The 24,156-nt window shown below is 71.5% G+C and carries 23 protein-coding genes; 10 read left to right on the top strand and 13 right to left on the bottom strand.

Going from position 1 to position 24,156, the window contains the following annotated elements; translation table 11 throughout:
- Positions 1 to 17 precede the first annotated feature (17 nt).
- From ACQVFL_RS27210 to ACQVFL_RS27190, 5 genes are all read right to left on the bottom strand, one after another.
- On the bottom strand, positions 18 to 1,388 hold the full coding sequence (locus ACQVFL_RS27210; RefSeq protein ID WP_431727872.1) for a GH1 family beta-glucosidase: 1,371 nt from the start codon (positions 1,386 to 1,388) through the stop codon (positions 18 to 20).
- A gap of 71 nt (positions 1,389 to 1,459) precedes the next feature.
- A complete protein-coding gene (locus ACQVFL_RS27205; protein WP_131051540.1) occupies positions 1,460 to 2,293 on the bottom strand; it encodes a carbohydrate ABC transporter permease in 834 nt (277 codons plus the stop codon).
- 156 nt (positions 2,294 to 2,449) lie between these two features.
- Positions 2,450 to 3,457 carry a carbohydrate ABC transporter permease gene (locus tag ACQVFL_RS27200; RefSeq protein ID WP_431727871.1) on the bottom strand — a complete coding sequence of 336 codons (1,008 nt, stop codon included), beginning with the start codon at positions 3,455 to 3,457 and terminating at the stop codon, positions 2,450 to 2,452.
- A gap of 115 nt (positions 3,458 to 3,572) precedes the next feature.
- Positions 3,573 to 4,877, bottom strand: coding sequence for an ABC transporter substrate-binding protein (locus ACQVFL_RS27195; protein WP_431727870.1), 1,305 nt, complete (start codon positions 4,875 to 4,877; stop codon positions 3,573 to 3,575).
- 180 nt (positions 4,878 to 5,057) lie between these two features.
- The gene (locus tag ACQVFL_RS27190; RefSeq protein WP_396690047.1) at positions 5,058 to 5,819 is read right to left on the bottom strand and encodes a maleylpyruvate isomerase family mycothiol-dependent enzyme; all 762 of its coding nucleotides are present in this window, start codon (positions 5,817 to 5,819) and stop codon (positions 5,058 to 5,060) included.
- Between the two features lie 31 nt (positions 5,820 to 5,850).
- Between ACQVFL_RS27190 and ACQVFL_RS27185 the strand changes: the two genes are divergently transcribed.
- Entirely contained in the window at positions 5,851 to 6,972 is a 1,122-nt protein-coding gene (locus ACQVFL_RS27185; protein ID WP_431729901.1) for a UDP-N-acetylmuramate dehydrogenase, read from the top strand.
- A 106-nt stretch (positions 6,973 to 7,078) separates the two neighbouring features.
- Here the strand turns inward: ACQVFL_RS27185 and ACQVFL_RS27180 are convergent, their stop codons facing one another.
- The gene (locus tag ACQVFL_RS27180) at positions 7,079 to 7,882 is read right to left on the bottom strand and encodes a class I SAM-dependent methyltransferase (protein ID WP_431727869.1); all 804 of its coding nucleotides are present in this window, start codon (positions 7,880 to 7,882) and stop codon (positions 7,079 to 7,081) included.
- Positions 7,883 to 8,091: 209 nt separating this feature from the next.
- Here ACQVFL_RS27180 and mshA point away from each other — a divergent pair, with 209 nt between their 5' ends.
- From mshA to ACQVFL_RS27165, 3 genes are all read left to right on the top strand, one after another.
- Complete coding sequence (gene mshA, locus ACQVFL_RS27175) at positions 8,092 to 9,444, top strand: D-inositol-3-phosphate glycosyltransferase (protein ID WP_396690053.1); 1,353 nt, start codon at positions 8,092 to 8,094, stop codon at positions 9,442 to 9,444.
- A 92-nt stretch (positions 9,445 to 9,536) separates the two neighbouring features.
- On the top strand, positions 9,537 to 10,079 hold the full coding sequence (locus ACQVFL_RS27170; RefSeq protein ID WP_431727868.1) for a YbjN domain-containing protein: 543 nt from the start codon (positions 9,537 to 9,539) through the stop codon (positions 10,077 to 10,079).
- A gap of 297 nt (positions 10,080 to 10,376) precedes the next feature.
- Positions 10,377 to 11,297 carry a hypothetical protein gene (locus ACQVFL_RS27165; protein WP_431729900.1) on the top strand — a complete coding sequence of 307 codons (921 nt, stop codon included), beginning with the start codon at positions 10,377 to 10,379 and terminating at the stop codon, positions 11,295 to 11,297.
- A 382-nt stretch (positions 11,298 to 11,679) separates the two neighbouring features.
- Here the strand turns inward: ACQVFL_RS27165 and ACQVFL_RS27160 are convergent, their stop codons facing one another.
- Together ACQVFL_RS27160 and ACQVFL_RS27155 are read right to left on the bottom strand one after the other, a co-directional pair.
- Positions 11,680 to 13,014, bottom strand: coding sequence for an MFS transporter (locus ACQVFL_RS27160; protein ID WP_396690057.1), 1,335 nt, complete (start codon positions 13,012 to 13,014; stop codon positions 11,680 to 11,682).
- A 49-nt stretch (positions 13,015 to 13,063) separates the two neighbouring features.
- On the bottom strand, positions 13,064 to 14,371 hold the full coding sequence (locus ACQVFL_RS27155; RefSeq protein ID WP_396690059.1) for an MDR family MFS transporter: 1,308 nt from the start codon (positions 14,369 to 14,371) through the stop codon (positions 13,064 to 13,066).
- Positions 14,372 to 14,524: 153 nt separating this feature from the next.
- On the opposite strand from ACQVFL_RS27155, the gene ACQVFL_RS27150 reads away from it, so the two are divergent.
- The gene (locus tag ACQVFL_RS27150; RefSeq protein WP_350693055.1) at positions 14,525 to 15,292 is read left to right on the top strand and encodes a phosphoglyceromutase; all 768 of its coding nucleotides are present in this window, start codon (positions 14,525 to 14,527) and stop codon (positions 15,290 to 15,292) included.
- A gap of 89 nt (positions 15,293 to 15,381) precedes the next feature.
- Here ACQVFL_RS27150 and phoU read toward each other — a convergent pair whose 3' ends face one another.
- Complete coding sequence (phoU, locus tag ACQVFL_RS27145; protein WP_350693054.1) at positions 15,382 to 16,032, bottom strand: phosphate signaling complex protein PhoU; 651 nt, start codon at positions 16,030 to 16,032, stop codon at positions 15,382 to 15,384.
- Between the two features lie 200 nt (positions 16,033 to 16,232).
- Here phoU and ACQVFL_RS27140 point away from each other — a divergent pair, with 200 nt between their 5' ends.
- Together ACQVFL_RS27140 and ACQVFL_RS27135 are read left to right on the top strand one after the other, a co-directional pair.
- Positions 16,233 to 17,522, top strand: a complete 1,290-nt coding sequence (locus ACQVFL_RS27140; RefSeq protein WP_431727867.1) for an ATP-binding protein — start codon at positions 16,233 to 16,235, stop codon at positions 17,520 to 17,522.
- 57 nt (positions 17,523 to 17,579) lie between these two features.
- A complete protein-coding gene (locus ACQVFL_RS27135; protein WP_396690063.1) occupies positions 17,580 to 18,263 on the top strand; it encodes a response regulator in 684 nt (227 codons plus the stop codon).
- 22 nt (positions 18,264 to 18,285) lie between these two features.
- On the opposite strand, the gene ACQVFL_RS27130 is transcribed toward ACQVFL_RS27135, so the two are convergent.
- Positions 18,286 to 19,095, bottom strand: a complete 810-nt coding sequence (locus ACQVFL_RS27130; protein ID WP_396690065.1) for a hypothetical protein — start codon at positions 19,093 to 19,095, stop codon at positions 18,286 to 18,288.
- A gap of 73 nt (positions 19,096 to 19,168) precedes the next feature.
- Between ACQVFL_RS27130 and ACQVFL_RS27125 the strand changes: the two genes are divergently transcribed.
- Together ACQVFL_RS27125 and ACQVFL_RS27120 are read left to right on the top strand one after the other, a co-directional pair.
- The gene (locus ACQVFL_RS27125; protein WP_396690066.1) at positions 19,169 to 20,113 is read left to right on the top strand and encodes a Ppx/GppA phosphatase family protein; all 945 of its coding nucleotides are present in this window, start codon (positions 19,169 to 19,171) and stop codon (positions 20,111 to 20,113) included.
- 98 nt (positions 20,114 to 20,211) lie between these two features.
- Positions 20,212 to 21,021 (top strand): sugar phosphate isomerase/epimerase family protein, encoded by an 810-nt coding sequence (locus ACQVFL_RS27120; protein ID WP_396690068.1) that lies wholly within the window; start codon positions 20,212 to 20,214, stop codon positions 21,019 to 21,021.
- 55 nt (positions 21,022 to 21,076) lie between these two features.
- On the opposite strand, the gene ACQVFL_RS27115 is transcribed toward ACQVFL_RS27120, so the two are convergent.
- The 3 genes from ACQVFL_RS27115 to ACQVFL_RS27105 are packed head-to-tail and all read right to left on the bottom strand — an operon-like array spanning position 21,077 to position 23,109.
- Positions 21,077 to 21,634, bottom strand: coding sequence for a CGNR zinc finger domain-containing protein (locus ACQVFL_RS27115; protein ID WP_396690070.1), 558 nt, complete (start codon positions 21,632 to 21,634; stop codon positions 21,077 to 21,079).
- An 18-nt stretch (positions 21,635 to 21,652) separates the two neighbouring features.
- Entirely contained in the window at positions 21,653 to 22,819 is a 1,167-nt protein-coding gene (locus tag ACQVFL_RS27110; protein WP_431727866.1) for a glutathionylspermidine synthase family protein, read from the bottom strand.
- 2 nt (positions 22,820 to 22,821) lie between these two features.
- The gene (locus tag ACQVFL_RS27105) at positions 22,822 to 23,109 is read right to left on the bottom strand and encodes a hypothetical protein (RefSeq protein ID WP_431727865.1); all 288 of its coding nucleotides are present in this window, start codon (positions 23,107 to 23,109) and stop codon (positions 22,822 to 22,824) included.
- A gap of 95 nt (positions 23,110 to 23,204) precedes the next feature.
- On the opposite strand from ACQVFL_RS27105, the gene ACQVFL_RS27100 reads away from it, so the two are divergent.
- Positions 23,205 to 24,125 (top strand): proline dehydrogenase family protein, encoded by a 921-nt coding sequence (locus tag ACQVFL_RS27100; RefSeq protein ID WP_431727864.1) that lies wholly within the window; start codon positions 23,205 to 23,207, stop codon positions 24,123 to 24,125.
- Positions 24,126 to 24,156 lie beyond the last annotated feature (31 nt).

The following is a 24,156-nucleotide window of genomic DNA, read 5'->3' as shown; positions in this document are numbered from 1 at the left end:
GAGAAACCACCATCTCGTCACAGCCCGTTCCGGGAGATCACCTCCTGGTACCACCGGGCACTCGACTTCGGTGTACGCCGCTGGGTGAGGTAGTCGACGTGCACGATGCCGAACCGCTTCCGGTACCCCTCGGCCCACTCGAAGTTGTCCAGCAATGACCATACGAGATAGCCCCGCAGGTCGACGCCCCGGGCGATGGCCTCGTGCGCGGCGCGCAGGTGGCCGTCGAGGTAGGCGATCCGGTCCGAGTCCTGGAGCGGGCTGGACGGGTCGGCGGTCTTGTCCGGAAAAGCCGCACCGTTCTCGGTGATCAGCAACGGCACGCCGGGGTAGTCGGCGGCGATCCGCTCCAGCAGCCGGGTCAACCCGGCCGGCTCGATCATCCATCCCATGTCGGTCAGCGGACCGACCGCCGGCAGGAACTCCACCGCGCCCTCGGTGCCCGGGTACGCGCCACCGCCCCCGCCGCCGTCCGGACGGCCCGCGACGTACGTGGGGGAGTAGTAGTTGATGCCGAGCAGGTCGATCGGTGCCGCGATGATCTTCTCGTCGCCGTCCCGGACGAAGGTCGGCTCGACCAGCCGCGCCACGTGCTCGCGGACGTCGTCCGGGTACCCGCCGACCAGCAGTGGATCGAGGAAGATCCGGTTGTGCAGGCCGTCGACCAGGCGGGCGGCGGCGGCATCGGCCGCGCTGTCCGCGTCGGCGGGCTGCACGTCGGCGGGGTTGAGCGTGATGCCGACCCGGGCCGCACCGCGGCTGCGCAGGGCCTGGGTGGCCAGGCCGTGCGCGAGCAGCAGATGGTGTACGGCCGTGAAGGCCGCCCCCGCGTCCTGCACGCCGGGCGCGTGCACCCCGTTGCCGTACCCGAGGTACGCGGAGCACCACGGCTCGTTGAGCGTCGTCCAGGTGTCGATCCGGTCGCCGAGCCGGGTGTGCACGGCACTGGCGTAGGTGGCGAAGTGCTCGGCGGTGTCCCGGTCGGTCCAGCCGCCCCGGTCCTGCAACGTCTGCGGCAGGTCCCAGTGGTAGAGGGTGACGATCGGGTCGATGCCCCGCCCCAGCAGCGCGTCCGTCAACCGGTCGTAGAAGTCCAGGCCGCGCGGGTTTACCGGCCCGCTGCCGTCGGGCTGGATGCGGGGCCAGGACACCGAGAAGCGGTACGCCTGGAGGCCCAGCTCCGCCATCATCGCCACGTCGTCGGCGTACCGGTGGTAGTGGTCGCAGGCGACGTCGCCGGTGTGCCCGGCGTGGACCTTGCCCGGCGTACGGCTGAAGGTGTCCCAGATCGAGTCACCGCGCCCGTCGTCGCGGGCCGCCCCCTCGATCTGGTACGCCGCCGTGGCCGCACCCCACAGGAAGTTCTCCGGGAAACTCAACTCGCTCATGCCGGCACTCCGCTTCGCTGCGTGTCTGCCTGAGCCACCCGGGTGTTGATGGCTCGCTCGCTGACGCTCGCTCACGCCTTCACCGCACCTTCCATGATCCCGCCGATGATCTGGCGGCCGAACAGGACGAACACCAGCAGCAACGGCAGCGTGGCGATGGCCGTACCGGTGAACACCTGGGACATGTCCTGGTAGTAGCCGTCGGACAGGGCACGCAGCGACAACTGCACGGTGGGATTCTCCGGATCGTTGAGCACCGCGTACGGCCAGAGGAAATCGTTCCACGTGGTCATGAAGGTGAGCAGGCCGAGCACGGCGGCGGCCGGCCGCAGTGCCGGTACCACCACGTTCCAGTAGATCCGGGCGGTGCCGCATCCGTCCACCCGGGCCGCCTCGATCAGCTCGGTGCTGACCGCCTGACCGGCGTACTGCCGCATCATGAACACGCCGAAGCCGGTGACCAGGGCGGGCAGGATCACGGCGGGCAGCCGGTCGTTCAGGTTCAGCTTCGTCATCAGGATGTACAGCGGGATGACGCCGAGCTGGGTGGGCACCATCATGGTGGCGATGATCACCATCAGCATCGCGTTGCGGCCCCGGAACCGCAGCTTGGCGAAGGCGAACCCGGCCAGGCTGCAGAAGAACACCACCGAGACGGTGACCGTGGTCGCCACGATCGCGGAGTTGATCAGACCGGTCAGGAAGTAGGCGTCGGTGTTGTCGAACAACCGGGCGATGTTGGCGCCCAGGTTGCCGCCGGGCGTCATCGGTGGCGGCAACTGCCCCATCGCGTCGCTGCTGCGGCTGGCCACCACGAACATCCAGTAGATCGGGAAGAGCGACATCACGGTGGCGGCGATCAACGCGCAGTACGTGAGCGGGCTGGCCCGCCAGAGCCGGCTCATCGCGCCACCTCGCTTCGCTCGGCGTCGCGACGAAGCCTCAACGCGCTGAACCGATGGACTCGCTCGCTGCGCTCGCTCATCGCGCCACCTCGCTTCGCTCGGCGTCGCGACGAAGCCTCAACGCGCTGAACCGAAGGACTCGCTCGCTACGCTCGCTCATCGCGGGCCTCCCTTCCGCCCGCCGACGTTCGGGCGGGCACCGGCCCCGAGCCGGCGGATGATCAGTACGTTGATCGCCGCGACGATGGCGATCAGGGCGAAGAGGAGCCACGCCACCGCCGAGCCGTAGCCGAAGTTGTAGTAGGGCGCGAAGGCGTTCTCGAACATGTACATGGTCAGCGTCTGCGACTCGCGCATCGGGCCGCCCCGGATCGCGTTGGTGCCGGAGTGGAACAGCCGGGGCTCGGTGAAGAGTTGGAGCCCGCCGATGGTGGAGATGATGACGCAGAAGATGATCGTGGGCTTGAGCAGCGGCACGGTGACGGCCCAGAACTGCCGGGCCCGGTTCGCGCCGTCGATCGCCGCCGCCTCGTACAGGTCGCGGGGGATGGCCTGCATGGCGGCCAGGAAGATCAGCGCGTTGTAGCCGGTCCAGCGCCAGTCGACCATGGCGGAGATGGCCACCCAGGAGGCGAACCGGTCGGACTTCCACCCGATCGGATCGAGGCCCACCAGGTCGAGCATCCAGTTGACCATGCCGAACTCGCGACCGAACAGCACCCCGAAGACGATCGCCACGGCGGCCGTGGAGGTGACGTTGGGGACCAGCACCGCCATCCGCCAGCCGGTCCGGAAACGCAGGTGCCGGTTGAGCAGGTTGGCCAGCCAGAGCGCCAGGAGCAACTGCGGCACGGTGCTGATCACGAAGATGCCGAGCGTGTTCACCACCGAGTGCCAGAAGTCGCCGTCGACCAGCAACTGGGTGTAGTTGTCCGCGCCGATGAAGGTGGGATCGCTGCCGAGCAGGTCCCAGTCGTGCAGCGAGACCCAGAAGGTGTACGCCAGCGGCCACGCCCCGAAGATCGCGAAGATCACGAAGAACGGGGCGATGTAGAGGTAGGGCGAGTACTTCGCGTCGATCCGGCTCAGTCGGCCGGACCGGGGCGGGCGGGTGTTCCGCGGTGCCGGGGTGGCCGGCGGGTGCGCGTCGAGCTGCAACGCCATGACCCGTGACTCCTTTCCACGCCCCCGCCCCGCGCCGATCCGCCGGCCTCCGTCGCGTCGGGGTGGACGCGTCGGGTGCGGTGGATCGGCGACGGGGTGGGGACCGTCGGGCCGGCTACTTGGCGGCGGCCTTCTTGGCGTTGGCGATCGCGTCCTGCCACCCCTGCTCGGGGTTGCGCTGTCCCAGCTCGACGGTGCGGACGGCGTTCTCGACCTCGGTGCGTACGGCCTGGTTCTTCGGGCCCATGTAGACCGGCTTGAGGGTCTTGGCGCCCTCACCGAAGATCCGGCCGACCGGCGCGCCGGAGAAGTACGCGTTCGTGGCCTCGGTGATGGCCGGGTCCTCCAGCGCCTGCGGCGACGACGGCAGCGGACCCTTGAGCTTGAAGGCACCGATGTGGCCCTCGGCGCTGGTCAGGAACTTGACCAGCTTGATCGCCTCGTCCTGGTTCTTGCTCTGGCGCGGCACGGCCAGGTGCGAGCCGCCCCAGTTGCCGCCGTCACCGGGCACCCGGGCGATGTCCCACTTGCCGTTGGCCTCCGGACCGGCGTTGCCCTCGATCACCCCGGTCATCCAGGCGGGGCAGGCGATGGTGGCGAACTTGGACTGCTTGAAGGCGGAGACCCACTCGTCGGACCAGGAGCCGTACTTGCCGGAGAGGCCGGCGTTGATGATGGCCATGGTGGTGTCCCAGGCCTGCTTCACCGCCGGGTTGCTGTCCACCACCAGGTTGTCGCTGGTGTCGTAGTAGTGGTAGCCCTGCGCGTTGCCGGCGGTCTGGAGCACGATCGTGTTGAACGTGTTGGTCGCCGCGTCCAGGAACGCGGCGCCGGTGTTCGCCGCCTTGAACTTCTCACCGGTGGCGATGTACTCCTGCCAGGTCGGCCAGAGCTTGGAGACCTCTTCGCGATCGGTGGGCAGCCCGGCCTTGTCGAACAGGTCGGTGCGGTAGCACATGGCCATGCCGCCGACGTCGGTGCCGAGGCCGATCAGCTTCTGGCCGTCGGCGGTGAGCCCCTGGTTCCACTTCCACTCCAGGAAGTTGCCCTTGAGGTCGGCGGCGCCGTGGTCCAGCAGGTTGACGAAGTTGTCCGGGTTGGCCTTGTACTCGACCATCAGACCCTCTTCGATGGCGACCACGTCACCGGCGCCCTTGCCCGCCGCGAGCCACTGGGTCAGCTTCGGCGAGTACTCGTCGAGGTTGCCGCCGGTGCCCCGCTCGACGATCTTCACGCCGGGGTTGGCGTCCATGTACTGCTTGTACAGCTCCTCGTAGCCGAACTGTCCGAAGACGTCGACGGTGAGGGTTATCGTGCCGTCCTCGGCGTCGTCGCCGCCACCGCAGCCGCTGGTGACGAGCAACGCGCCGACGGCGGCCAGGGCGACCGCAGCGAGGCGGTGGCGCGGGAAGGTGCCCATGTCTGGTGACCCCTCTCAGGTCGGGGGTGGTGGTGGATAAGGCCCAGAGAGCGCTCTCACGAAGCTTGCGGTCCGCCGTCGATCGATGTCAAGAGAGCGCTCTCTCGACGAGGTCACAGAATGGCCACGGGCGGCTCTCCCGATCGGGAGGGCCGCCCGTGGCGTGCCGTACGGTGGGACTCAGGCGGCGCGGACCCCGTCCAGCAGGGCGCGGTCACCGGCCACGGTCAGGGTGTCGAAGCTGACCCGCCCCCAGAGCGCCAGCAGCAGGTCGCTCGCGGTGCCGTTGACGTGCACCCGGGCGTGGTGCTCGTCGTGGTCGAGGATGGTGCCGGTGTCGAGCAGGGCCACCCCCTCGCCACGCAGCCGCAGAAACCACTCCTGTGCGGCGTCGCTCGCGCTCAACCGGACCACACCGCGCCACTGCCCGGTCGCCGCCCGCCGGCCCGCCGGCAGCCAGGTGTCCAGCACCTCGCTCACCCCGTCGGCCGCGAGCTTGGCCTCGATCGGTTCACCGGCGGCGATGGCGAGCTGGGCGTCCCAGCGGTGCACCGCGGTCTCGTGGGCCATCCGACGCGGCCAGAAACCCGCCCTCTTCGGCTGGGGCGCCCAGTTCCACGCCGGAGCCTCCGGGTCGAGGGCGTCGAGGAGGGTCATCAGCTCGTCGTACGCCTGCTGCCACTGCGCCGCGGGGGTCACACCCGGCACCGGCTCGACCGGCTGTGCCCGGCGCTCCGGGGCCGCCGTCCCGCCCGAGCCCACGATCCCGTGCGCCCACCGGTAGACGCCGGCGAGATGCAGGGCCAGGTCGGCGACCGTCCAGCCGGGGCAGGAGAGCACGGGTGTCTCGGGCGGGGCTTCGGCCACCGCGGCGGCGAACGCCGGACCCTCCGTCCGAAGCGCGCCGATCCAGAAGTCCTTGCTGCCCTGCAATCTGCTCATCGCCATCCTCCCGGGGGTGACCCGGCCACCAATGGGTGCCGCGGCTACCCACCAGCCTAGGGTGAAAGGCGTGTTCGACGCCTACGCCCAGCCGACAGTCGCCACTGAACCCGCCAGCACCGGCGATCTGGCGCAATACACGACATTACGCTTGGGCGGCCCGGCTCGCCGGATCGTCACCGCCACCACCGCCGACGAGATCGTCGCCCGGGTACGCGCGGCACAGGACGAGATCCTCCTGCTCGCGGGCGGTAGCAACGTGGTGGTCAGCGACGCCGGCTTCCCCGGCACCGTGGTCCTCGTCCGCTCCCGGGGCCTGCGCGTGCTCGCCGAGGACGAGGCGAACGTCACCGTACGGGTCGAGGCCGGCGAGCCGTGGGACGACCTGGTCGCCGCGACCGTGGCCAACGGCTGGTCCGGGTTGGAGTGCCTGTCCGGCATCCCCGGCTCGACCGGAGCGACCCCGATCCAGAACGTCGGGGCGTACGGGCAGGAGGTCGCCGACACCATCGTCGGCGTGCAGGTGTACGACCGCGTCACCGGGGAGGTGTCGACGGTCCCCACGGTGGACTGTGGCTTCGCCTACCGGGCCAGCGTCTTCAAGTACAGCCAGCGGCTGGTGGTGCTCTCGGTCGACTTCCGGCTGGCCCGCTCGCCGCTGTCCGGCCCGGTGCGCTACGCGGAACTGGCCCGTACGCTCGGTGTCTCCGTCGGTGACCGGGTGCCGGCGAGCCAGGCGCGGGACACCGTGCTGCGGCTGCGCGCCGGCAAGGGCATGGTGCTGGACCCGGCCGACCCGGACACCCGCTCGGTCGGCTCGTTCTTCACCAACCCGGTGCTGGACACCGCCGGCTACGAGCTGCTGCGGCAACGGGCCGCCGACATCGGGGAGCCACCGGCCTGGCCGGGTGTCGGGGACCGGGTCAAGGTCAGCGCCGCCTGGCTGATCGACAAGGCGGGCTTCGGCAAGGGGCACCCCGGTCCCGAGGGTGTCGCCATCTCCAGCAAGCACACCCTGGCGCTGACCAACCAGTCCGGCACCGCCAGCACCGAAGCCCTGATCACGCTGGCCCGCGAGATCCGTGACACCGTCGAGGCGAGGTTCGCGGTGACCCTGCACCCCGAGCCGGTCCTCGTCAACTGCACCATCTGACGCCGCGCCGGCACCCACACCCGCCGCGCCGCGGTCGTGGGCGGGCTGGCTGAGATGTAAGGAAGGGACCCTTGCTATACACGAGGCGTTAGTAGGGGACCCCTCCTTACACGCGTCCCTGCGGGGCGACCGCGAGCCAGGGGATCGTCAGTTGGCCCTGACGCCACTCGCGGGGACGGCGCAGCACGGGCCAGCCCTGCGTGCGCACCGTGGACACCGCACGCAGCCAACGTTGGCGCGGGCCGAACGGGGCGTAGCCGGCGGCGGCCCGCCAGGCGTCGTCGAGGGCCCGGATCAGGGCGTGGATCGGCTCGCCCGGCACGTTGCGGTGGATCAACGCCTTGGGCAGCCGTTCGGCCAGCTCGGCCGGGCTCTCCAGAGTGGTCAGCCGGGCGGCCAGGGTCAGCGTACGTGGGCCGGTGACGTCGAGCAGGATCCAGCCGCCGAGTCGACCCGGCTCGTCACAGGTGCCCTCCACCAGCAGCCCGCCCGGAGCCAGCCCGGCGAGCATGGTGGTCCAGGCGGCGGCCACCTCGCTCTCGTCGTACTGCCGCAGGACGTTGAACGCGCGGACCACGGTGGGCCGGAGCCCGGCCAGCTCGAAGCCGCCCCGGGCGAAGGTGAGACCGGGTGGGTCGGCGGCCGGCTGGGCGGCGTCGACGCGTACCGGATCGATCTCCAGCCCGACCACCCGCACGTCGGCGCGGACCCGCGCGGCCAGCCGGGCGCGCAGCTCCACCGCCGTCACCGGTGTGGCGCCGTAGCCGAGGTCGACCACCAGCGGGTCCGGCGCGGCCCGCAGCGTGTCGGCGCAGTTCTCCACCATCCAGTTGTCCACCCGGCGCAGCCGGTTGGGATTGGTGGTGCCCCGGGTCACCACACCGAGCGGCCGGGACCTCAGTCTCGCCATCGCACGGACCCGGTGACACGGCTCATCCGGCCATTCTCGCCGCTGCCGTCGTCCCCGGACAGCGGCACCCTGGTGATGAGGTCGGTCACGCCGGGCCGCCTGGACGGCGTATTTCCGGCCGCCGATCGGGAAGATGACATCCGGCGTGGAGGTTGACGCAGGAGCGCCGGTGGCGCGCGTCGGCATCAACCGTGGCAAAGGGAGCGGACGTGGCGGAAATGCACACCGGTGTCGGACGTCAGCGAGGTGCCCTCCCGTGGCCCCGTCCCCGACGGATCGCGACGCTCTCGGTGCACACCTCACCCCTGCACCAGCCAGGCACCGGCGACGCGGGCGGCATGAACGTCTACATCCTGGAGGTCGCCCGGCGGCTCGCCGAGGCGGACGTGGCGGTGGAGATCTTCACCCGTGCCACCTCCGGCGACCTGCCCCCGGTGGTGGAAGTCGCCCCGGGCGTGCAGGTCCGGCACGTGATGGCCGGTCCGCTGGAAGGACTGACCAAGGAGGAACTGCCCGGCCAACTCTGCGCCTTCACCGCCGGAGTGCTGCGTGCCGAGGCGGCCCGCCCACCGGGCCACTACGACCTGATCCACTCCCACTACTGGCTCTCCGGCCAGGTCGGCTGGCTGGCCAAGGAGCGCTGGGGCGTACCGCTGGTGCACACCGCGCACACCCTGGCCAAGGTGAAGAACGCGCGGCTCGCCGTCGGGGACCGGCCGGAACCCAAGGCCCGGGTGATCGGCGAGGAGCAGGTGGTCGCCGAGGCCGACCGGCTGGTGGCGAACACCCAGGTCGAGGCGCGGGACCTGATCGACCGGTACGACGCCGACCCGGCCCGGGTCGCGGTCGTCGAACCCGGCGTGGACCTGGACCGGTTCCGCCCGGTCACCGGCGACCGGGAGGCCGCCACCGTCGCCGCCCGTACCCGGCTCGGCCTGCCCGTCCGGGGGCATCTGGTCGCCTTCGTCGGTCGGATCCAGCCACTGAAGGCCCCGGACGTGCTGATCCGGGCGATCGCGGCGTTGCGTGACCGGGACCCGGCCCTGGCACAGGAGGTGGCGGTGGTGATCTGCGGCGGTCCCAGCGGCAGCGGACTGGACCGGCCCACCGCGCTGATCGAGCTGGCTGCCACGCTCGGCGTCACCGACCGGGTGCACTTCCTGCCGCCGCGCACCGGCACCGACCTGCCCCTGCTCTACCAGGCGGCCGACCTGGTCGCGGTGCCGTCGTACAACGAGAGCTTCGGACTGGTCGCGCTGGAGGCCCAGGCCTGCGGTACGCCCGTGGTGGCCGCCGCCGTGGGCGGCCTGGTGACCGCGGTACGCGATCAGGTCAGCGGCGTACTGGTCGGTGGGCACGATCCCGTCGACTGGGCGCGTACGCTCGGCCGCCTGCTGCCGGACCGGGCCCTGCGGGCGGAGCTGTCCGTGGCGGCGGCCCGACACGCTCGCGACTTCTCCTGGCACCGCACCGCCGAGAGCCTGCTGACGGTCTACGGCGAGGCGATCGCCGCCCACCGGGCCCGTCTCACCGCCGAACTCACCGCATCCCGCTCCTGGTAGCGCTGCGCGTGAGGTTGGATGTAAGGAAGGGCACCTTACTAACGCCTCGTGTATAGCAGGGGTCCCTTCCTTACATCCGTAGAGTTGATCCGATGAGTGACCTTGGGGCCCTGATCGAGTCGGTCTGCGCCGAGCGGGAGTTGGACTGGGAGTCCACCGGCCCGGGGTCGTACGCGGTGACCCTGCCCGGCACGCACAAACTCAAGACGATCTGCAACCTGATCGTCGGCGAGCACGCGCTGCGGATCGAGGCGTTCGTGATGCGCCAGCCGGACGAGCGCCGCGAGGAACTGTGGGCCTGGCTGTTGCAACGCAACGCCCGGATGTACGCGGTGTCCTTCTCCGTCGACGCGGTCGGGGACGTCTACCTGACCGGCCGGGTCAACCCCGCCGGTGTCGACGCCGACGAACTCGACCGGCTGCTCGGCGCGGTCCTCACCTATGCCGACGAGTCCTTCGACACGATGCTGGAGATCGGCTTCGGCGGTTCCATCCGGCGGGAGTGGGAGTGGCGGGTCAAGCGGGGCGAATCCACCGCGAACCTCGCCGCCTTCGCTCACCTCTTCGAGCCGTCGCCGCAGGCCGAGCGGTCTCCGCAGGCCGAGCGGTCTCCGCAGGGTGAGACATCTCCGTAAGTCGAGCGGACTCCGCACGGTGAGCCGTCTCCGCACGGTCAGCCGTCGGCGTCGCAGGGCGGGACGTTGCCGCAGCGAGGCGAGCCGTTCGGCACGAACGGGGATTCGGATCGCTCCTGACGGGTAAGCCGCCGCACCGCGCGGTGCGGCGTTGGGACCCGCCGCGCCGAGACCGAGTGTCGAGGAGCGTGAGCGTCCATGGCTCAGCGAAGCAGCTCGGGTCGCGGCGGGACCGCGACCAGCACCACACGACGGAACAGCAGCACCGCCCGGATGTCGGAGTCGGAGATCTCGCAGATGCGGGCGGAGGACATCCGGGGCCAGTTGCGGCGGTACGGCGTCTCGGGCATCTCCGCGTTGCGTAAGCCGGAGCTGGTGAAGGCGCTGGCCAAGACCATGCGGTCCGGTGGCGCCGCCCGCCGCAGCAGTGGCCCGGCCGGTCGGGCCAAGGCCACGAAGGCGTCCGGGACGCGGCAGACCACGTCGGCCCGTACCGCGCCGGGCCGGGCGAAGGCGGCACCCGCCAAGCGCGCCACGTCGGCCCGCAAGGCGACGACCGCTGCGGCCCGCAAGACGACCACCGCCCGCAAGAGCACGACCGCCCGCACGAGCACCACCACGGCGCGCAAGAGCACCGCTGCGGCTCGGAGCACCAGCCCGGCCCGGAGCACCACCGCAGCCCGCAAGACGACTCCGGCCCGGAAGGCCACGACGGCCCGGAAGGCCACGACGGCCCGGAAGGCCACGACGGCCCGGAAGACGACCGGTACGGCCCGCAAGAGCACCACGGGTACGGCCACGCCGGGCCGGGCCGGGGCGGCGAAGGCCACGTCGTCGCGGGGCGGGGCGGTGCGTACCGGCCGGTCGACCGCTCGGTCGATCCGGTCGTCGCAGGTCATCGCCTCGCTCCAGGATCGGCCGGAACGTCCCGGCCGCAGCCTGGTCACCAGCAACCACGACGTGATCCAGCGGTGGGCCCGGGCGCGTGGCGCGAAGCCGGCGACGATCAGCGGTACGGAGCGGGACGGTCGGGCCGGGGTGCTGACGTTCAACATCCCGGGGTACCGGGAGAGCAGCCGGATCCGGGAGATCACCTGGGAGGAGTGGTTCCGTACCTTCGATCTGCGGCGACTGAACCTGATCTTCCAGGAGCAGTTGCGGGACGGTCGGCCGAGCAACTTCTTCCGTACCGAGTCACCCGATCGGGAGGACGGCTGAGGTTTGCGGGAATCGCGGTCGGGTACCCGCTGTTGGCGCCAGGTAGGGGTGAACGCGCTGGTCCTGGGACCGGAACGGCGCGTTGTGACGGGCGAGACAGCCGTTCGAGTTGAATCGCCCCTGCTGGCCGAACTAACTTTATTGCACCGCGCCACGCTCGGAACCGTTCGGGGGAGCGGCGGACCGATCAGGTCCGTGCACCGAGTGGGGTGTCGGGGGACGGGTGGATCAACACCGTTGGGGGACGGTGCCCCACCTGTTTGGACCGGCGGCGCGAGCGGGCGTCGCTTACGGGGGTGAGTGCCGCCCGCCGCCGCCGGTCGTACGACGCGAGTGCCCGGTACGCCCCGCGTACCGGGCACCACGCGTCTCGCGGGGCGTCTCAGGACGCGGCGGCGACCGGTTCCACCGGAGCCTGCCGCAGCGCGGCCACCCGGCGTTCCCGAGGCGGCCCGGCGAGCAGGTGGCCACCGGCCGCCACCAGTCCCAGCGCGCCGACGATCAGCCAGTGTGCGTCGCCCCACTGCTGGAGGCTGAACCCGCCGAGCGTCGGTGCCACGAACGACGCCGCCGGGAAGGCCAGATAGAACACGGACTGGTAGCGGGCCCGCAGGGCCGGTGGTGCCAGGTCGGCGTTGATCTGCGCGTTCGGCGGCGCGGCCAGCATGGAGCCGACCGTCCAGACCACGCACGCGCCCAGGTAGAAGACGAGGTCGTCGGCGACGGCCAGCGCACCGAAGCCGATCGCCAGCAGTGCCGTGGAGAGGGCCAGGACGCTGCCCTTGCGGTGCCGGTCGATGAGCCGGGGCACGAAGAGTTGCCCGAGCACGATCAGCACCCCGCCGAGGGCCACCACCGTGCCGTACGCCGACGGGCCGAGCCCGTCCGCGCGCATCGCCAACGGCATGATCGTCGACGCCTGCATGGTCAGGACCGCCAGCACGAAGGTCAGCCCGACGAAGACCAGGAAGTGACGGTCGGTGAGCGCGGTGTGTAGCCCGGGGCGACGCGTACGCCGGACGGAGGTCGGCGGTTCCGGTGTCGTACCCGCTGCCGGTGCCGACCGGGCGGGCAGCGTCTCCGGGACCTTCCAGGCGATCAGCAGCGCGGTGGCCAGCGTGGCGGCGGCGTCCACCAGGAAGAGCGCGACGTAGCTCGCCTCGGCCAGCAGCCCGGCGAGCAGCGAGGCCACCGCCATGCCCAGGTTGAAGGCCCAGAACTGGAGGTTGAAGGCGCGCGAGCGGCGGTGTTCCGGGACCACGTCGACGATCGCCGCGACGAACGCCGGGCTGGGCATCGAGTGCGTCACGCCGACCAGCAGGGCGAGCGCCGCGATCACCGCGAGGTGCTGGCTCAGCGCGAGCGCGACCATCAGCCCGGCGGTGACCAGGTGCGCGAACACCAGGGTCGACCGTCGCCCCCAGCGGTCGGCCAGCACCCCGCCGAGCAGCACCCCGGCCGCCCCACCGGCGCCGTACGCCCCGACGACCACCCCGGCCAGCGACTCGCTCGCGCCCCGGGCGGCGGTCAGGTAGAGCGACAGGAACAGCATCGCGAACGCGCCGGCCCGGTTGATCAGCAGCCCGGCCCAGAGGTACCAGAAGGTGGCGGGCAGTCCACCCGCGGTGTCGGCGAGCCAGCGGCGCGACCCGGTGGCCGTACCGCCGTCGTGCTGGTCTGCGGCCCGCACCCCGACCTCCTCGATCTGTTCGGACACCTAACAGATCTTGCCTGAGCCGCCCGGAGGGGTGGGGCCAGGGGCGGGCTCAGCTCTTGCCGGTGGCCACCGGCTCGGCCGCCTGGGGCGCCGCCGGTTGCGGGGCGGTCGACTGCACGGTCACCACGGGGGCGGCCCCGGCGGTACGCAGCGCCAGCGCGCGCCGTTCCCGGGCCGGTCCGGAGACCAGGTGACCCACCGCCATCACCGCGCCGATGACGGCACAGCCCAGCCAGAGGGTGGCGTTGCCGGCCTGCTCCCGGACCAGGCCGCCGAGGATCGGTGCCGCCGCCCCGGCGAGCTGCCAGGAGAGCGAGAAGACGCCCTGGTAGCGACCGCGCAGCTCGCCGGGGGAGAGTTCGGCGATGAGGGTGGCGTTGGACGGCGAGTTGAGCATCTCGCCCAACGTCCAGATCAGCACGGTGAGCCCGTAGAACCAGGCCACGTCGGCGAAGGCGGTCAGGCCGAAGCCGACGCCCATCACCACCGCCGCCAGGGCGAGCACGTGCGAGCGGTTACGACCCCGGATCAGCCGGGGTACGAAGAGTTGGCCGGCGACGATGAGGACCCCGTTGAGCGCGATCACCGAGCCGTACGTGGCCGGGGTCAGGCCGGAGTCGGCCATCGCGATCGGCAGCATCGAGATGTGCTGGAGGAAGACCAGCGCGCCGAGCAGGTTGAGTGCCACGAAGCCCAGGTACACCCGGTCGGTGAGGATGGTGCGCAGTGCGCCGGTGGGCTTGCCGTCGCGGGGCACGCTCACGGTGACCGTGCGGGTCTCCCGTACCCGGTTGAAGATGATCAGTGCGGTGACCAGCGTGGTAGACGCGTTGACCACGAACAGCAGCAGGTAACCGGCCTGGGCGGCGAAGCCGGCCAGCACCGCCGCGCAGGCGAAGCCGAGGTTGATCGCCCAGTAGTTGAGCGAGAAGGCGCGCAGCCGGTCCCGTTCCGGCACCACGTCGATCATCATCGCGCCGAACGCCGGCCGGGCGGCCTCGGCGAAGAGGCCGAGCAGCAGCGCGCCCGCCGCGATGGTCCACAGGTCCCGGGCGAAGCCGAGGGCGAGCATCATGGTCGCCGCGCCGAGATGGGCGGTGAGCAGGGTGGGCCGCCGTCCCCAACGGTCGGTGAGCGTACCCCCGGCGGTGGTGCCGAACGCACCGCCGACGCCCCACGCGCCGATCACCAGGCCCGCCTGCGAGGCCGAGAAGCCGCGTTCCTGGGTCAGATAGATGGCGAGGAAGACGAGGACGAACGAGCCGAGGCGATTGATCAGCGTCCCGGTCCAGAGATACCAGAACGTCTTCGGTAGCCCGCCTGTGGTGTCCCGGAACCAGCCCCGTATCGCGCGCACCTGGGCGCACCCCCGTTTCGGTAATGACCAATAATCGAGATGATCCATTACAACTTAGATGTCGGCCGGAAGACCGGTCACCCCGTTTTCCACGTGGTGGTCGTCACCCCCCTTCCCGCGCGTCCGATCGCGGGTTGCGGCAGGATGATCCGCATGACAGCTAGCGAGGGACCCACCGTCGGGACGCTGGTCCTGCTGCGGCACGGCGAAAGCGACTGGAACGCCAAGAACCTCTTCACCGGCTGGGTCGACGTGGACCTGACCGAGAAGGGGGAGAACGAGGCGCGCCGCGGCGGCGAGCTGCTGCGCGAGCACGACCTGCTTCCCGACGTGGTGCACACGAGCGTGATGCGCCGCGCGATCCGCACCGCCGAGCTGGCCCTGAACGCCGCCGACCGGCACTGGATCGCGGTGCGGCGGTCGTGGCGGCTCAACGAGCGGCACTACGGCGCCCTACAGGGCAAGGACAAGAAGCAGACCCTGAACGAGTACGGCGAGGAGCAGTTCATGCTCTGGCGCCGGTCGTACGACACCCCGCCGCCCCCGATCGCGGACGACGACGAGTGGTCGCAGGTGGGTGACCCCCGGTACGCGTTGCTGCCGACCGAGCTGATGCCGCGTACCGAGTGCCTCAAGGACGTCGTCGAGCGGATGCTGCCGTACTGGTACGACTCGATCGTGCCGGACATCCTGGCCGGCCGGACCGTGCTGGTGGCGGCGCACGGCAACTCGCTGCGGGCGCTGGTGAAGCACCTGGACCAGATCAGCGACGAGGCGATCGCCAAGCTCAACATCCCGACCGGGATCCCGCTGCGCTACGACCTGGACCCGCAGTTGCGTCCGCAGACGCTGGGCGGCACCTACCTCGACCCGGAGGCCGCCAAGGCCGCCGCCGCCGCGGTGGCCAACCAGGGCCGCTGATCGCACCCGGCCCGTCGGGCTCGGGCTCGGACGTTAGGAAGGGTCCCCTGCTATACGCGAGGCGTTAGTAGGGGACCCTTCCTTCGGTCTCAGGCCGGGGTCACCGGCTCGCCGGTGATCAGGTAGACCACGTGCTCGCCACTGTTCACCGCGTGGTCGGCGAACCGCTCGTAGAAGCGCCCGAGCAGGGTCGCGTCGATGGCCGTCTCCACGCCGTACGGCCAGTCCTCGCCGAGCAGCACCCCGAACAGCCCCTTGTGCAGCTCGTCCATCGCGTCGTCGTCGCCGTCCAGTTCGGCGGCGACGGTGGCGTCCGGACGCGCCAGCACCGAGGCGATCTTCTCGGCCATCCGGTCGGCGATGCCGGCCATGTCGGTGAAGACCGGTCGCAGCTCGGCCGGGACGGCCGGCGACGGGTGCCGGCGCAGCGCGGTCTTGGCGACGTGGTCGGCCAGGTCACCCATCCGCTCCAGGTCGGCGGCGACGTGCAGCGCGGTGATCATGGCGCGTAGGTCGGAGGCGACCGGTGCCTGGCGGGCCAGCAGGTCGCAGACCCGCTCCTCCACCTGCCGGTAGAGCGCGTCGATCCCGGCGTCGCCCGCGATCACCGATTCGGCCGCCTGCCGGTCGGCGGTGAGCAGGGCCCGGGTCGCCTGGCGCAGCGCCGCCCGTACCCCCTCGGCCATCTCCACCAGCATCTGGCTGACCGTGTCGAGATCGGCCCGGAACTCGTCGCGCATGCTCACGTCCTGTCGGTCGGCGCCGGCAGCGGGCCGGCGGGGGTTCGTGCAGGTACGCCGCCCAAGCTAGGAGCACCGGGAGGACCTCAGGTGAACGCCGATGAACTGAGCCGGACGCGCAGGTGAACTTTCCCGGAAGTGAGAGTGCTTCGTCCCGTTCCGTACGGTAGCCGGGTTAACAATGACCCTACGATCGCCGGGTGACGTGGGCGGTGACGGTGGGAGCGGCCTCGGCCCTGGTGGTGGGCGTGGTCGCCGGACTGTCGCTGTCCCGGTTCGTCCCGGCGGCGCGCCGGTCGGCGGGCTCCGCCGGACGTGGGTGGGCCGGTCTCCGGCTCGGTAGGGGGAGGCACACGATCGCCGACGAGGTGCAGGTCGGGCTCGGCCGCCGCGCGATCGACTCGCTGCGTGCCGGAGTGGTGGTGCTCGACCCCGAGGACGTACCCGTACTCGTCAACCCGGCGGCCCGTGCGCTGGGCCTGCTGCGTACCGGCGGGCGACCGGGTTCGATCATCGCCCATCCGCTGGTCCGTACGCTGGCCGGGCAGGTACGCCGCACCGGCGTGCGCCGCGAGATCGAGCTGGACCTGCCCCGGGGCCGCGACAACGTCGGGGACAACCCGCTCGGCGTGCACCTGCGCGCGATGGGCCTGGGCGGCGGCTACATCGCCGTGGAGGCGGCCGACGTGACCGAGTCGCACCGGCTGGCCCGGGTGCGGCGCGACTTCGTGGCCAACGTCAGCCACGAGCTGAAGACCCCGATCGGCGCGCTGCAACTGCTCGCCGAGGCGCTGCTGGACGCCACCGAACCACCCGACGGGGACCGGCCGGACCTCTCCGAGGACATGGTGGCGGCCCGGCGGTTCGCCGAGCGGATCCAGCACGAGTCGACCCGGTTGGGGCGGCTGGTGCAGGAGTTGCTGGAGCTGACCCGGCTCCAGGGCGCCGAGCCGCAGCCCGCGCCGGAGCCGGTCGCGCTCGACTGGGTCATCTCCGAGGTGGTGGACCGGACCCGGACCACGGCCGCCGCCCGCCGGATCCAGGTGACGGCCGACTCCGGCCGGGGACTGACCGTGTACGGCAGCGACAGCCAACTGGCCACGGCGGTGGCGAACCTGGTGGAGAACGCCGTGAACTACTCGGGCGAGGACACCACGGTATGGATCACCACGCGGGCCACCGACGACCACGTGGAGATCGCCGTGACCGACCAGGGCATCGGGATCGCGCCCACCGACGTGGACCGGATCTTCGAGCGGTTCTACCGGGCCGACCAGGCGCGGTCCCGCTCCACCGGCGGCACCGGCCTGGGGCTGGCCATCGTCAAACACATCGCGAGCAACCATGGCGGCCGGGTGGACGTGACGAGCACTCTTGGTGGTGGGTCGACGTTCACCCTCCGGCTGCCGGCCCGACCGCCGGACGACCTGCTGGCGACACTGCCGGCTGCTGGGATCGAGGCCGGTTCGGCCGACCTCCGGCAGGTCTGACCGCACATGGATCAGGCCGGGCGTCGCCCGGTCCGACCCGGAAGGAAGGAAACACCGTTGAGCCGCGTACTGGTGGTCGAGGACGAGGAGTCCTTCTCCGACGCCCTGTCGTACATGCTCCGCAAGGAGGGGTTCGAGGTCTCCGTGGCCGCCACGGGCACGTCGGCGCTGACCGAGTTCGACCGGGCCGGGGCCGACATCGTCCTGCTCGACCTGATGCTGCCGGAGATGTCCGGGACCGAGGTCTGCCGGCAGCTCCGGCAGCGGTCGCACGTGCCGATCATCATGGTCACCGCGCGGGACAGCGAGATCGACAAGGTGGTCGGCCTGGAGATCGGCGCCGACGACTACGTCACCAAGCCGTACTCGCCCCGGGAACTGGTCGCCCGGATCCGGGCGGTGCTGCGCCGGCAGACCCCCGAGACGACCGAGTCGGGCCTGCCGACGCTGGCCGCCGGCCCGGTCCGGATGGACATCGAACGGCACGTGGTCACCGTCGACGGCGGTGCGGTGCAGTTGCCGCTCAAGGAGTTCGAGCTGCTCGAACTGCTGCTGCGCAACGCCGGCCGGGTGCTCACCCGGGGACAGTTGATCGACCGCGTCTGGGGCGCCGACTACGTGGGCGACACCAAGACGCTGGACGTACACGTCAAGCGCCTGCGTTCCAAGATCGAGCCGGAGCCGTCCACCCCGCGCCACATCGTCACGGTGCGCGGCCTGGGCTACAAGTTCGAGCCGTGATCCGCCGCCCGGCGACCGGCTGTCAGGCCGGGTCGGCCGGGTGCGGTGCGACCAGGCCCTGCCGGATCCGCGCCGCGCACAGCTCGGCCAGCCGGGCGTACGCGGCGGCGCCGACCAGGGCGGTCAACTCCGGGCCGTAGGAGAGGTACATCGGCTCGGTGCCGACGTGAGCGTCGGTGGAGGACGTGCACCACCAGTCGAGGTCGTGTCCGCCCGCGCCCCAGCCCCGCCGGTCGAACTCGGCCAGCGTGGAGACCAGCACCTTGGTGTTGTCCGGCCGCTTCACCCACTCCTGGTCCCGGCGGACCGGCAACTGCCAGCAGACGTCCGGCTTGTACTCCAGTGGGTGCACCCCGTCGCGCAGCGCCTGGGCGTGCAGTGCGCACCCGCCCCCGCCGGGGAAGTCGGCGTCGTTGAGGAAGACGCACGGCGCGTCCGGCCCCTGGGTGGCGGTACGCCGCGCCGGGTTCTTGCCGTCCACGGTGTCGTTCTCGGTCCAGTTCTTGGTGCCGCGCCGGTAGTGCTGCCAGGTCTGCGGGGTGAGTCGCTTCACCGCGCCGCGTACCCGCTTCTCGTCGTCGGAGTCGGTGAAGAACGCGCCGTGCGAGCAGCAGCCGTCGGCGGAGCGGCCGGCGATGATGCCGTGACAGCCCTGCCCGAAGACGCAGGTCCACCGGGACAGCAGCCAGGTGAGGTCGGCCCGGATCAGGTGCCGCTCGTCGGCCGGGTCGGTGAACTCGATCCACTCCCGAGGGAAGTCCAGCGGCACCTCACGGCTGCGCGGGTCCGCCGGGTCGTCCACCAGCACGCGGAGTTCGATCTGCCCTGTCACTCGGCCCAGCGTACGCGTGGTGTACGGGGATGGCCGGTGAGTGACGCGATCCGATCTCCCCTAGTGTTTCCCCATGCGACTGGGTGTCCTCGATGTCGGTTCGAACACGGTGCATCTGCTGGTGGTGGACGCCCATCGTGGGGCGCACCCGTGGCCGGCGCACTCGGAGAAGGTGGTGCTGCGGCTCGCCGAGCAGATCGGCCCGGACGGCGCGCTGCGCGACACCGGCGCGGACGCCCTGGTGGAGGCGGTCGGCGCGGCGCGTGTCTCGGCCGAGGCCCTGGGCGTGGACGAGCTGCTCGCCTTCGCCACCTCGGCGGTACGCGAGGCCACCAACGCCGCCGAGGTGTTGGCCCGGGTCCGGGACGCCACCGGCGTACGCCTGGAGGTCCTGCCCGGCGCGGACGAGGCGCGGATGACGTTCCTCGCGGTGCGGCGGTGGTTCGGCTGGTCCGCGGGGCGGCTGCTGGTGCTGGACATCGGCGGTGGCTCCCTGGAGATCGCGGCCGGCATCGACGAGGACCCCGACCTGGCGGTCTCGCTGCCGCTGGGTGCCGGTCGGCTGACCCGGGACCGGCTGGGCGTGGATCCGTGCAGTGACCGCCCGCCCGCGCCGGAGACCGTGGACGAGCTGCGCGAGTACGTCGACGGCCTGCTGGAGCCGGTGGTCGAGCGGATGACCGAGGTGGGTTGGGACCGTTCGGTGGCCACCTCCAAGACGTTCCGCACCCTGGCCCGGCTCGCCGGTGCCGCGCCCAGCGGTGCCGGGCTCTGGGCCAAGCGCCGGTTGACCCGGTCCGGGCTGCGGCAGGTGCTCGGCTTCATCCGGCACATCCCACCGGCCCAGCTCGTCGAGCTGGAGGGGGTGAGCGCCGGCCGGTCGCACCAGCTCCTGGCCGGTGCCGTGGTGGCCGAGGCGGTCATGCGTCGGCTCGGCGTCGACTCGGTGGACGTCTGCCCGTGGGCGCTGCGGGAGGGTGTGATCCTGGACCGGCTGGATCGGATCGCACCGGTGTGAGGCCGGTGGGTGACCCGGTGTGAGACCGGGTGTCCGTAGAATCCGATTCGCGGATTATCATCGGATTGGTGCAATGGCCGGCGGCTACCCTCGGTGGTGTGACTTCCCGCGTCCCGGTGCTCCTCTCCAGTTCCTCGGTCTTCCCTGAGCGGACCGCGGCGGCGTTCCAGCTCGCCGCGGAGCTCGGCTACGACGGGATCGAGGTGATGGTCTGGACCGACGCCGTCAGCCAGGACGCCGGCGCGCTGCGCGGGCTGGCCGACCACTACGGCGTGCCGGTGCTCAGCGTGCACGCCCCCTGCCTGCTGGTGACCCAGCGGGTGTGGAGCACCGACCCGTGGGAACGGCTGCGGCGGGCGGCCGTGCTGGCCGAGACGCTCCAGGCGCCGACCGTGGTGGTGCACCCGCCGTTCACCTGGCAGCGGGACTACGCCCGCACCTTCGGCGAGGGGCTGGACACGGTGGCCGACGAGTTCGGCGGGCTGCGTTTCGCGGTGGAGAACATGTACCCGGTGCGGATGGCCGGTCGGCAGTTCGTGCCGTACGCGCCGGGCTGGGACCCGACCGAGACGGGCTACCGCTCGTACACGCTCGACCTGTCGCACTGCGCCGCCTCGCACGTCGACGCGCTGGAGATGGCCGACCGGATGGGGTCCGGGCTGGCGCACGTGCACCTCGGTGACGGCACCGGCGAGGGGCGCGACGAGCACCTGGTGCCCGGGCGCGGCACACAGCCCTGCGCCGACCTGCTGCGCTCGCTGGCCGGGCGCGGCTTCACCGGCTCGGTGGCGGTCGAGGTCACCACCCGGGGCGCGAAGAGTCGTCAGGTGCGCGAGGCGGACCTGCGGGAGGCGTTGGCCTTCGCCCGCCAGCACCTGAACACGCCGTCCCCGGTCGAGGCGGCCTGACCTCGGCCGAGTCCGGCGCGGCGACCCGACCCCGGTCGCTTCGCCGCCGGGTCGGTCAGGAGACCGAGGTCAACGGGTCGCTCTGGGCCGGCACGGCGGCCCGCTTGCGGGCGCGGTGGGCGGCCACGTGCGAGCGGGTGGCGCAGCGTTCCGAGCAGAACCGGCGGCAGCAGTTCGACGAGGTGTCCAGGTAGACGTTGCCGCAGCGGTCGTCGGCGCAGACCCCGAACCGGGCGCTGCCGTACTCGCACAGCCAGACCGACAGGCCCCAGACCGCGCCGGCCAGGTACTCCGAGCTGACCGAGGCGCCCCGGCCGGTCGCGTGCATGTGCCAGTCGCTGGAGTCGTGCCCCGAGATGCGCGGCTGCACCGGGTGGACCTCCAGCAGCGAGTTCAGCTCGGCGACCGCCTCGCCGTCCCGCCCGGTGGTGCCGTACTCGAAGACGTCCCGGAGCCGCTTCTGTGCGCGCCGGAAGGTGGCCAGATCCCGCTCCGCGACCTCGTCGCGCATCCACTCGTGGTCGTCGCAGAAGAGGGCCCGCAGGTCGTCGAGGTCGTCCAGGCGGGCGTTGACGAGGTCAACTCCGGTCCGGGCGTACGCGTCGAAGTTCACACTCCAACGGTAGACGACTCATCCCGGACGTGGCGCGTCGATGTAGTGCGGAAGGAATCTGGCGTAACCATCAGTGATCAGGCTGGCGCTCTCCCGCAACCCCGCCCCGGCCGATTCGCCGTCCACCACCCACGCGCCCAGGACCAGGTGACTCCCGTTGAATTCGGGCAGCGCGCGGAACTCCTGATAGCAGAACCCCTCGCTGCCGTAGTCACCCGGATTCGTGATCTCCTCACTTTCCGTGACGATCCGTACGGCTGCGCCCTCCCGGCCGAGCAGCGGTTTGGCGACGTACTCGGTCATCCCGCGCGGCGAGTCCAAGTATGCCGGCAGCAGCAGTTCGTGCCCCGGGTACAGCTCCCAGAGCACGGCCAGCAGCGCCTTGTTGGACAGCAGCAGCTTCCAGGCCGGTTCGATCCAGGTGGTCGGCGTACCCGGGTCCAGCGCCAGCGGCCCGTACGGCTCGGCCAGCATCCACTCCCACGGGTAGAGCTTGAAGCAGGTGGTGACCGGCCGGTCGGCGGCGTCGACGAAGCGGTGCCCGTCCCAGCCGATCTCCTGGATCGGCAGCAGCTTCACCTCCAGCCCGGCCTGACGGGCGGTCTCGGCCAGGTAGCCGGCGGTCATGTGGTCCTCGCCGCTCTCCTCCTCGTTCGACCAGACCACGTGCACCCGGCGCTCGTGCAGACCCGCGCCGATCTTCGCCCAGGCGCCCACCAGCCGCTCGTGCAGGCTGTTCCACTGATCCAGCTCCGGGCGGGTGTGCTCCAGCCAGTACCACTGGATGATGCTCGCCTCGACCAGCGCGGTCGGGGTGTCCGCGTTGTACTCCAGCAGCTTCGGCGGCCAACTGCCGTCGTACCAGAGGTCGAACCGGCCGTAGAGGGTCGGCGGCGTCTCGCGCAGCGACCGGGCCACCGCCTCGGTCGCCCACTGCGGGATGCCGAACTCGGCGTACCGGTTGCGGGCGACCACGTGCTCGGCGGCGGCGACCGACATCCGGTGCAGCTCCTCGGTGGCCTCCTCCAGCCGCAGCACCTCGTCCAGCTCGAAGGCGTACGCGGCGGTCTCGTCCCAGTACGACATCACCCCGCCGTCGGGCAGCTCGGTGTCGACGTACACCAGCCCCTGCGCGCGGATGGTCGCGTCCCAGTCGGGTCGCGGCGTGACCTGCTCCCGACGCACCGTCAGCCGCCGCAGGAGGCGAGATGGGTGCCGAAGCCACCCCGGTCGGGCACGGACGCGCCGACCGGCTCCGGGGCGCCTCGGGTGGCGGCGGTGTCGACCGACGGTGTCGGGATCCGCATCGCCAGGGCGACTGTCTCACCGCCCCCGGCCGGGCCCATGGCGCAGTCGTCATCGTCGTCGTCGGAGGACATGTTGCAGCCGGAGAGGGCGAGCGCGAGGGCGGTGAGCGCGCCGAGCTGCACGGAGGCCGACCGGAGTCGGCGACGGGGGCGGTTTTCCACGTTCATCGTTGTAACCGATGCACGCCAGGCGTGTCGCCCGGGGTCCGGGCACACCTCGGGCGGGGCGCGCTGGCCGGGGGCTCGGGCGTTACGCTCGGCTCATGCTCCGTTCCGTCATCCTCGCCGCCTCCCGGTCAACCCGGGTCGAGCGGCTCGTCGCGACGGCCCCGTTCTCCCGGGACGTCGTGCGCCGGTTCGTCGCCGGCGCCGGGACCGACGACGCGTTGCGCGCGACCCGCGCACTCGTCGGCGACGGTCTCGCGGTCACCCTCGACCACCTCGGTGAGGACACCGTCACCCCCGAGCAGGCCAACGCCACCCGGGACGAGTACCTCACCCTGCTGCGGAGTCTCGCCGCGGCGGGCCTGACGCCGGCCGCCGAGGTGAGCGTCAAGCTCTCCGCGCTCGGCCAGGCCTTCGACGAGCACCTCGCGTCCGACAACGCCCGCGCGATCTGCGCCGCCGCCGCCGAGGCCGGCACCACGGTCACGCTGGACATGGAGGACCACACCACCACCGACTCGACGCTGGACGTCCTGACCGACCTGCGCAAGGACTTCCCGTCGACCGGGGCGGTGCTCCAGGCGTACCTGCGGCGGACCGAGTCGGACTGCCGTGAGCTGGCCTCGGCCGGATCGCGGGTCCGGCTGTGCAAGGGCGCCTACAAGGAGCCGGAGTCGGTGGCGTACCAGTCACCCCGCGAGGTGGACAAGTCGTACATCCGCTGTATGAACATCCTGATGTCCGGCGAGGGCTATCCGATGCTGGCCACCCACGACCCGCGCCTGATCGCCATCGGCGAGGACCGGGCGCGCTGGTTCGACCGGGGGGCGGACGGCTTCGAGTTCCAGATGCTCTACGGCATCCGGCCGGAGGAGCAGGCCCGCCTGGTCGGCGAGGGCTACACGGTCCGCACCTACGTCCCCTACGGCGACGACTGGTACGGCTACCTGATGCGCCGGCTCGCCGAGCGCCCTGCCAACCTGGCCTTCTTCGCCCGCGCCGTGGCCTCCCGGAAGTAGCCCGGCCAGCCGTCGTCCACCGGCCCCGGAA

This window comes from Verrucosispora sp. TAA-831, from assembly GCF_050780145.1.
Taxonomy (GTDB): Bacteria; Actinomycetota; Actinomycetes; order Mycobacteriales; family Micromonosporaceae; genus Micromonospora.
The sequence above is the reverse complement of the archived record's forward strand: the minus strand, read 5'-3'. Positions and strand labels throughout refer to the sequence as shown.

Excerpts from the sequence above, each read along its gene's own strand:
- ACQVFL_RS27210 (WP_431727872.1), bottom strand. The coding sequence starts at position 1,388 with ATGAGCGAGTTGAGTTTCCCGGAGAACTTCCTGTGGGGTGCGGCCACG.
- ACQVFL_RS27205 (WP_131051540.1), bottom strand. The coding sequence starts at position 2,293 with ATGAGCCGGCTCTGGCGGGCCAGCCCGCTCACGTACTGCGCGTTGATC.
- ACQVFL_RS27200 (WP_431727871.1), bottom strand. The coding sequence starts at position 3,457 with ATGGCGTTGCAGCTCGACGCGCACCCGCCGGCCACCCCGGCACCGCGG.
- ACQVFL_RS27195 (WP_431727870.1), bottom strand. The coding sequence starts at position 4,877 with ATGGGCACCTTCCCGCGCCACCGCCTCGCTGCGGTCGCCCTGGCCGCC.
- ACQVFL_RS27190 (WP_396690047.1), bottom strand. The coding sequence starts at position 5,819 with ATGAGCAGATTGCAGGGCAGCAAGGACTTCTGGATCGGCGCGCTTCGG.
- ACQVFL_RS27185 (WP_431729901.1), top strand. The coding sequence starts at position 5,851 with ATGGGTGCCGCGGCTACCCACCAGCCTAGGGTGAAAGGCGTGTTCGAC.
- ACQVFL_RS27180 (WP_431727869.1), bottom strand. The coding sequence starts at position 7,882 with ATGGCGAGACTGAGGTCCCGGCCGCTCGGTGTGGTGACCCGGGGCACC.
- ACQVFL_RS27170 (WP_431727868.1), top strand. The coding sequence starts at position 9,537 with ATGAGTGACCTTGGGGCCCTGATCGAGTCGGTCTGCGCCGAGCGGGAG.
- ACQVFL_RS27165 (WP_431729900.1), top strand. The coding sequence starts at position 10,377 with ATGCGGGCGGAGGACATCCGGGGCCAGTTGCGGCGGTACGGCGTCTCG.
- ACQVFL_RS27150 (WP_350693055.1), top strand. The coding sequence starts at position 14,525 with ATGACAGCTAGCGAGGGACCCACCGTCGGGACGCTGGTCCTGCTGCGG.
- phoU (WP_350693054.1), bottom strand. The coding sequence starts at position 16,032 with ATGCGCGACGAGTTCCGGGCCGATCTCGACACGGTCAGCCAGATGCTG.
- ACQVFL_RS27125 (WP_396690066.1), top strand. The coding sequence starts at position 19,169 with ATGCGACTGGGTGTCCTCGATGTCGGTTCGAACACGGTGCATCTGCTG.
- ACQVFL_RS27105 (WP_431727865.1), bottom strand. The coding sequence starts at position 23,109 with ATGAACGTGGAAAACCGCCCCCGTCGCCGACTCCGGTCGGCCTCCGTG.
- ACQVFL_RS27100 (WP_431727864.1), top strand. The coding sequence starts at position 23,205 with ATGCTCCGTTCCGTCATCCTCGCCGCCTCCCGGTCAACCCGGGTCGAG.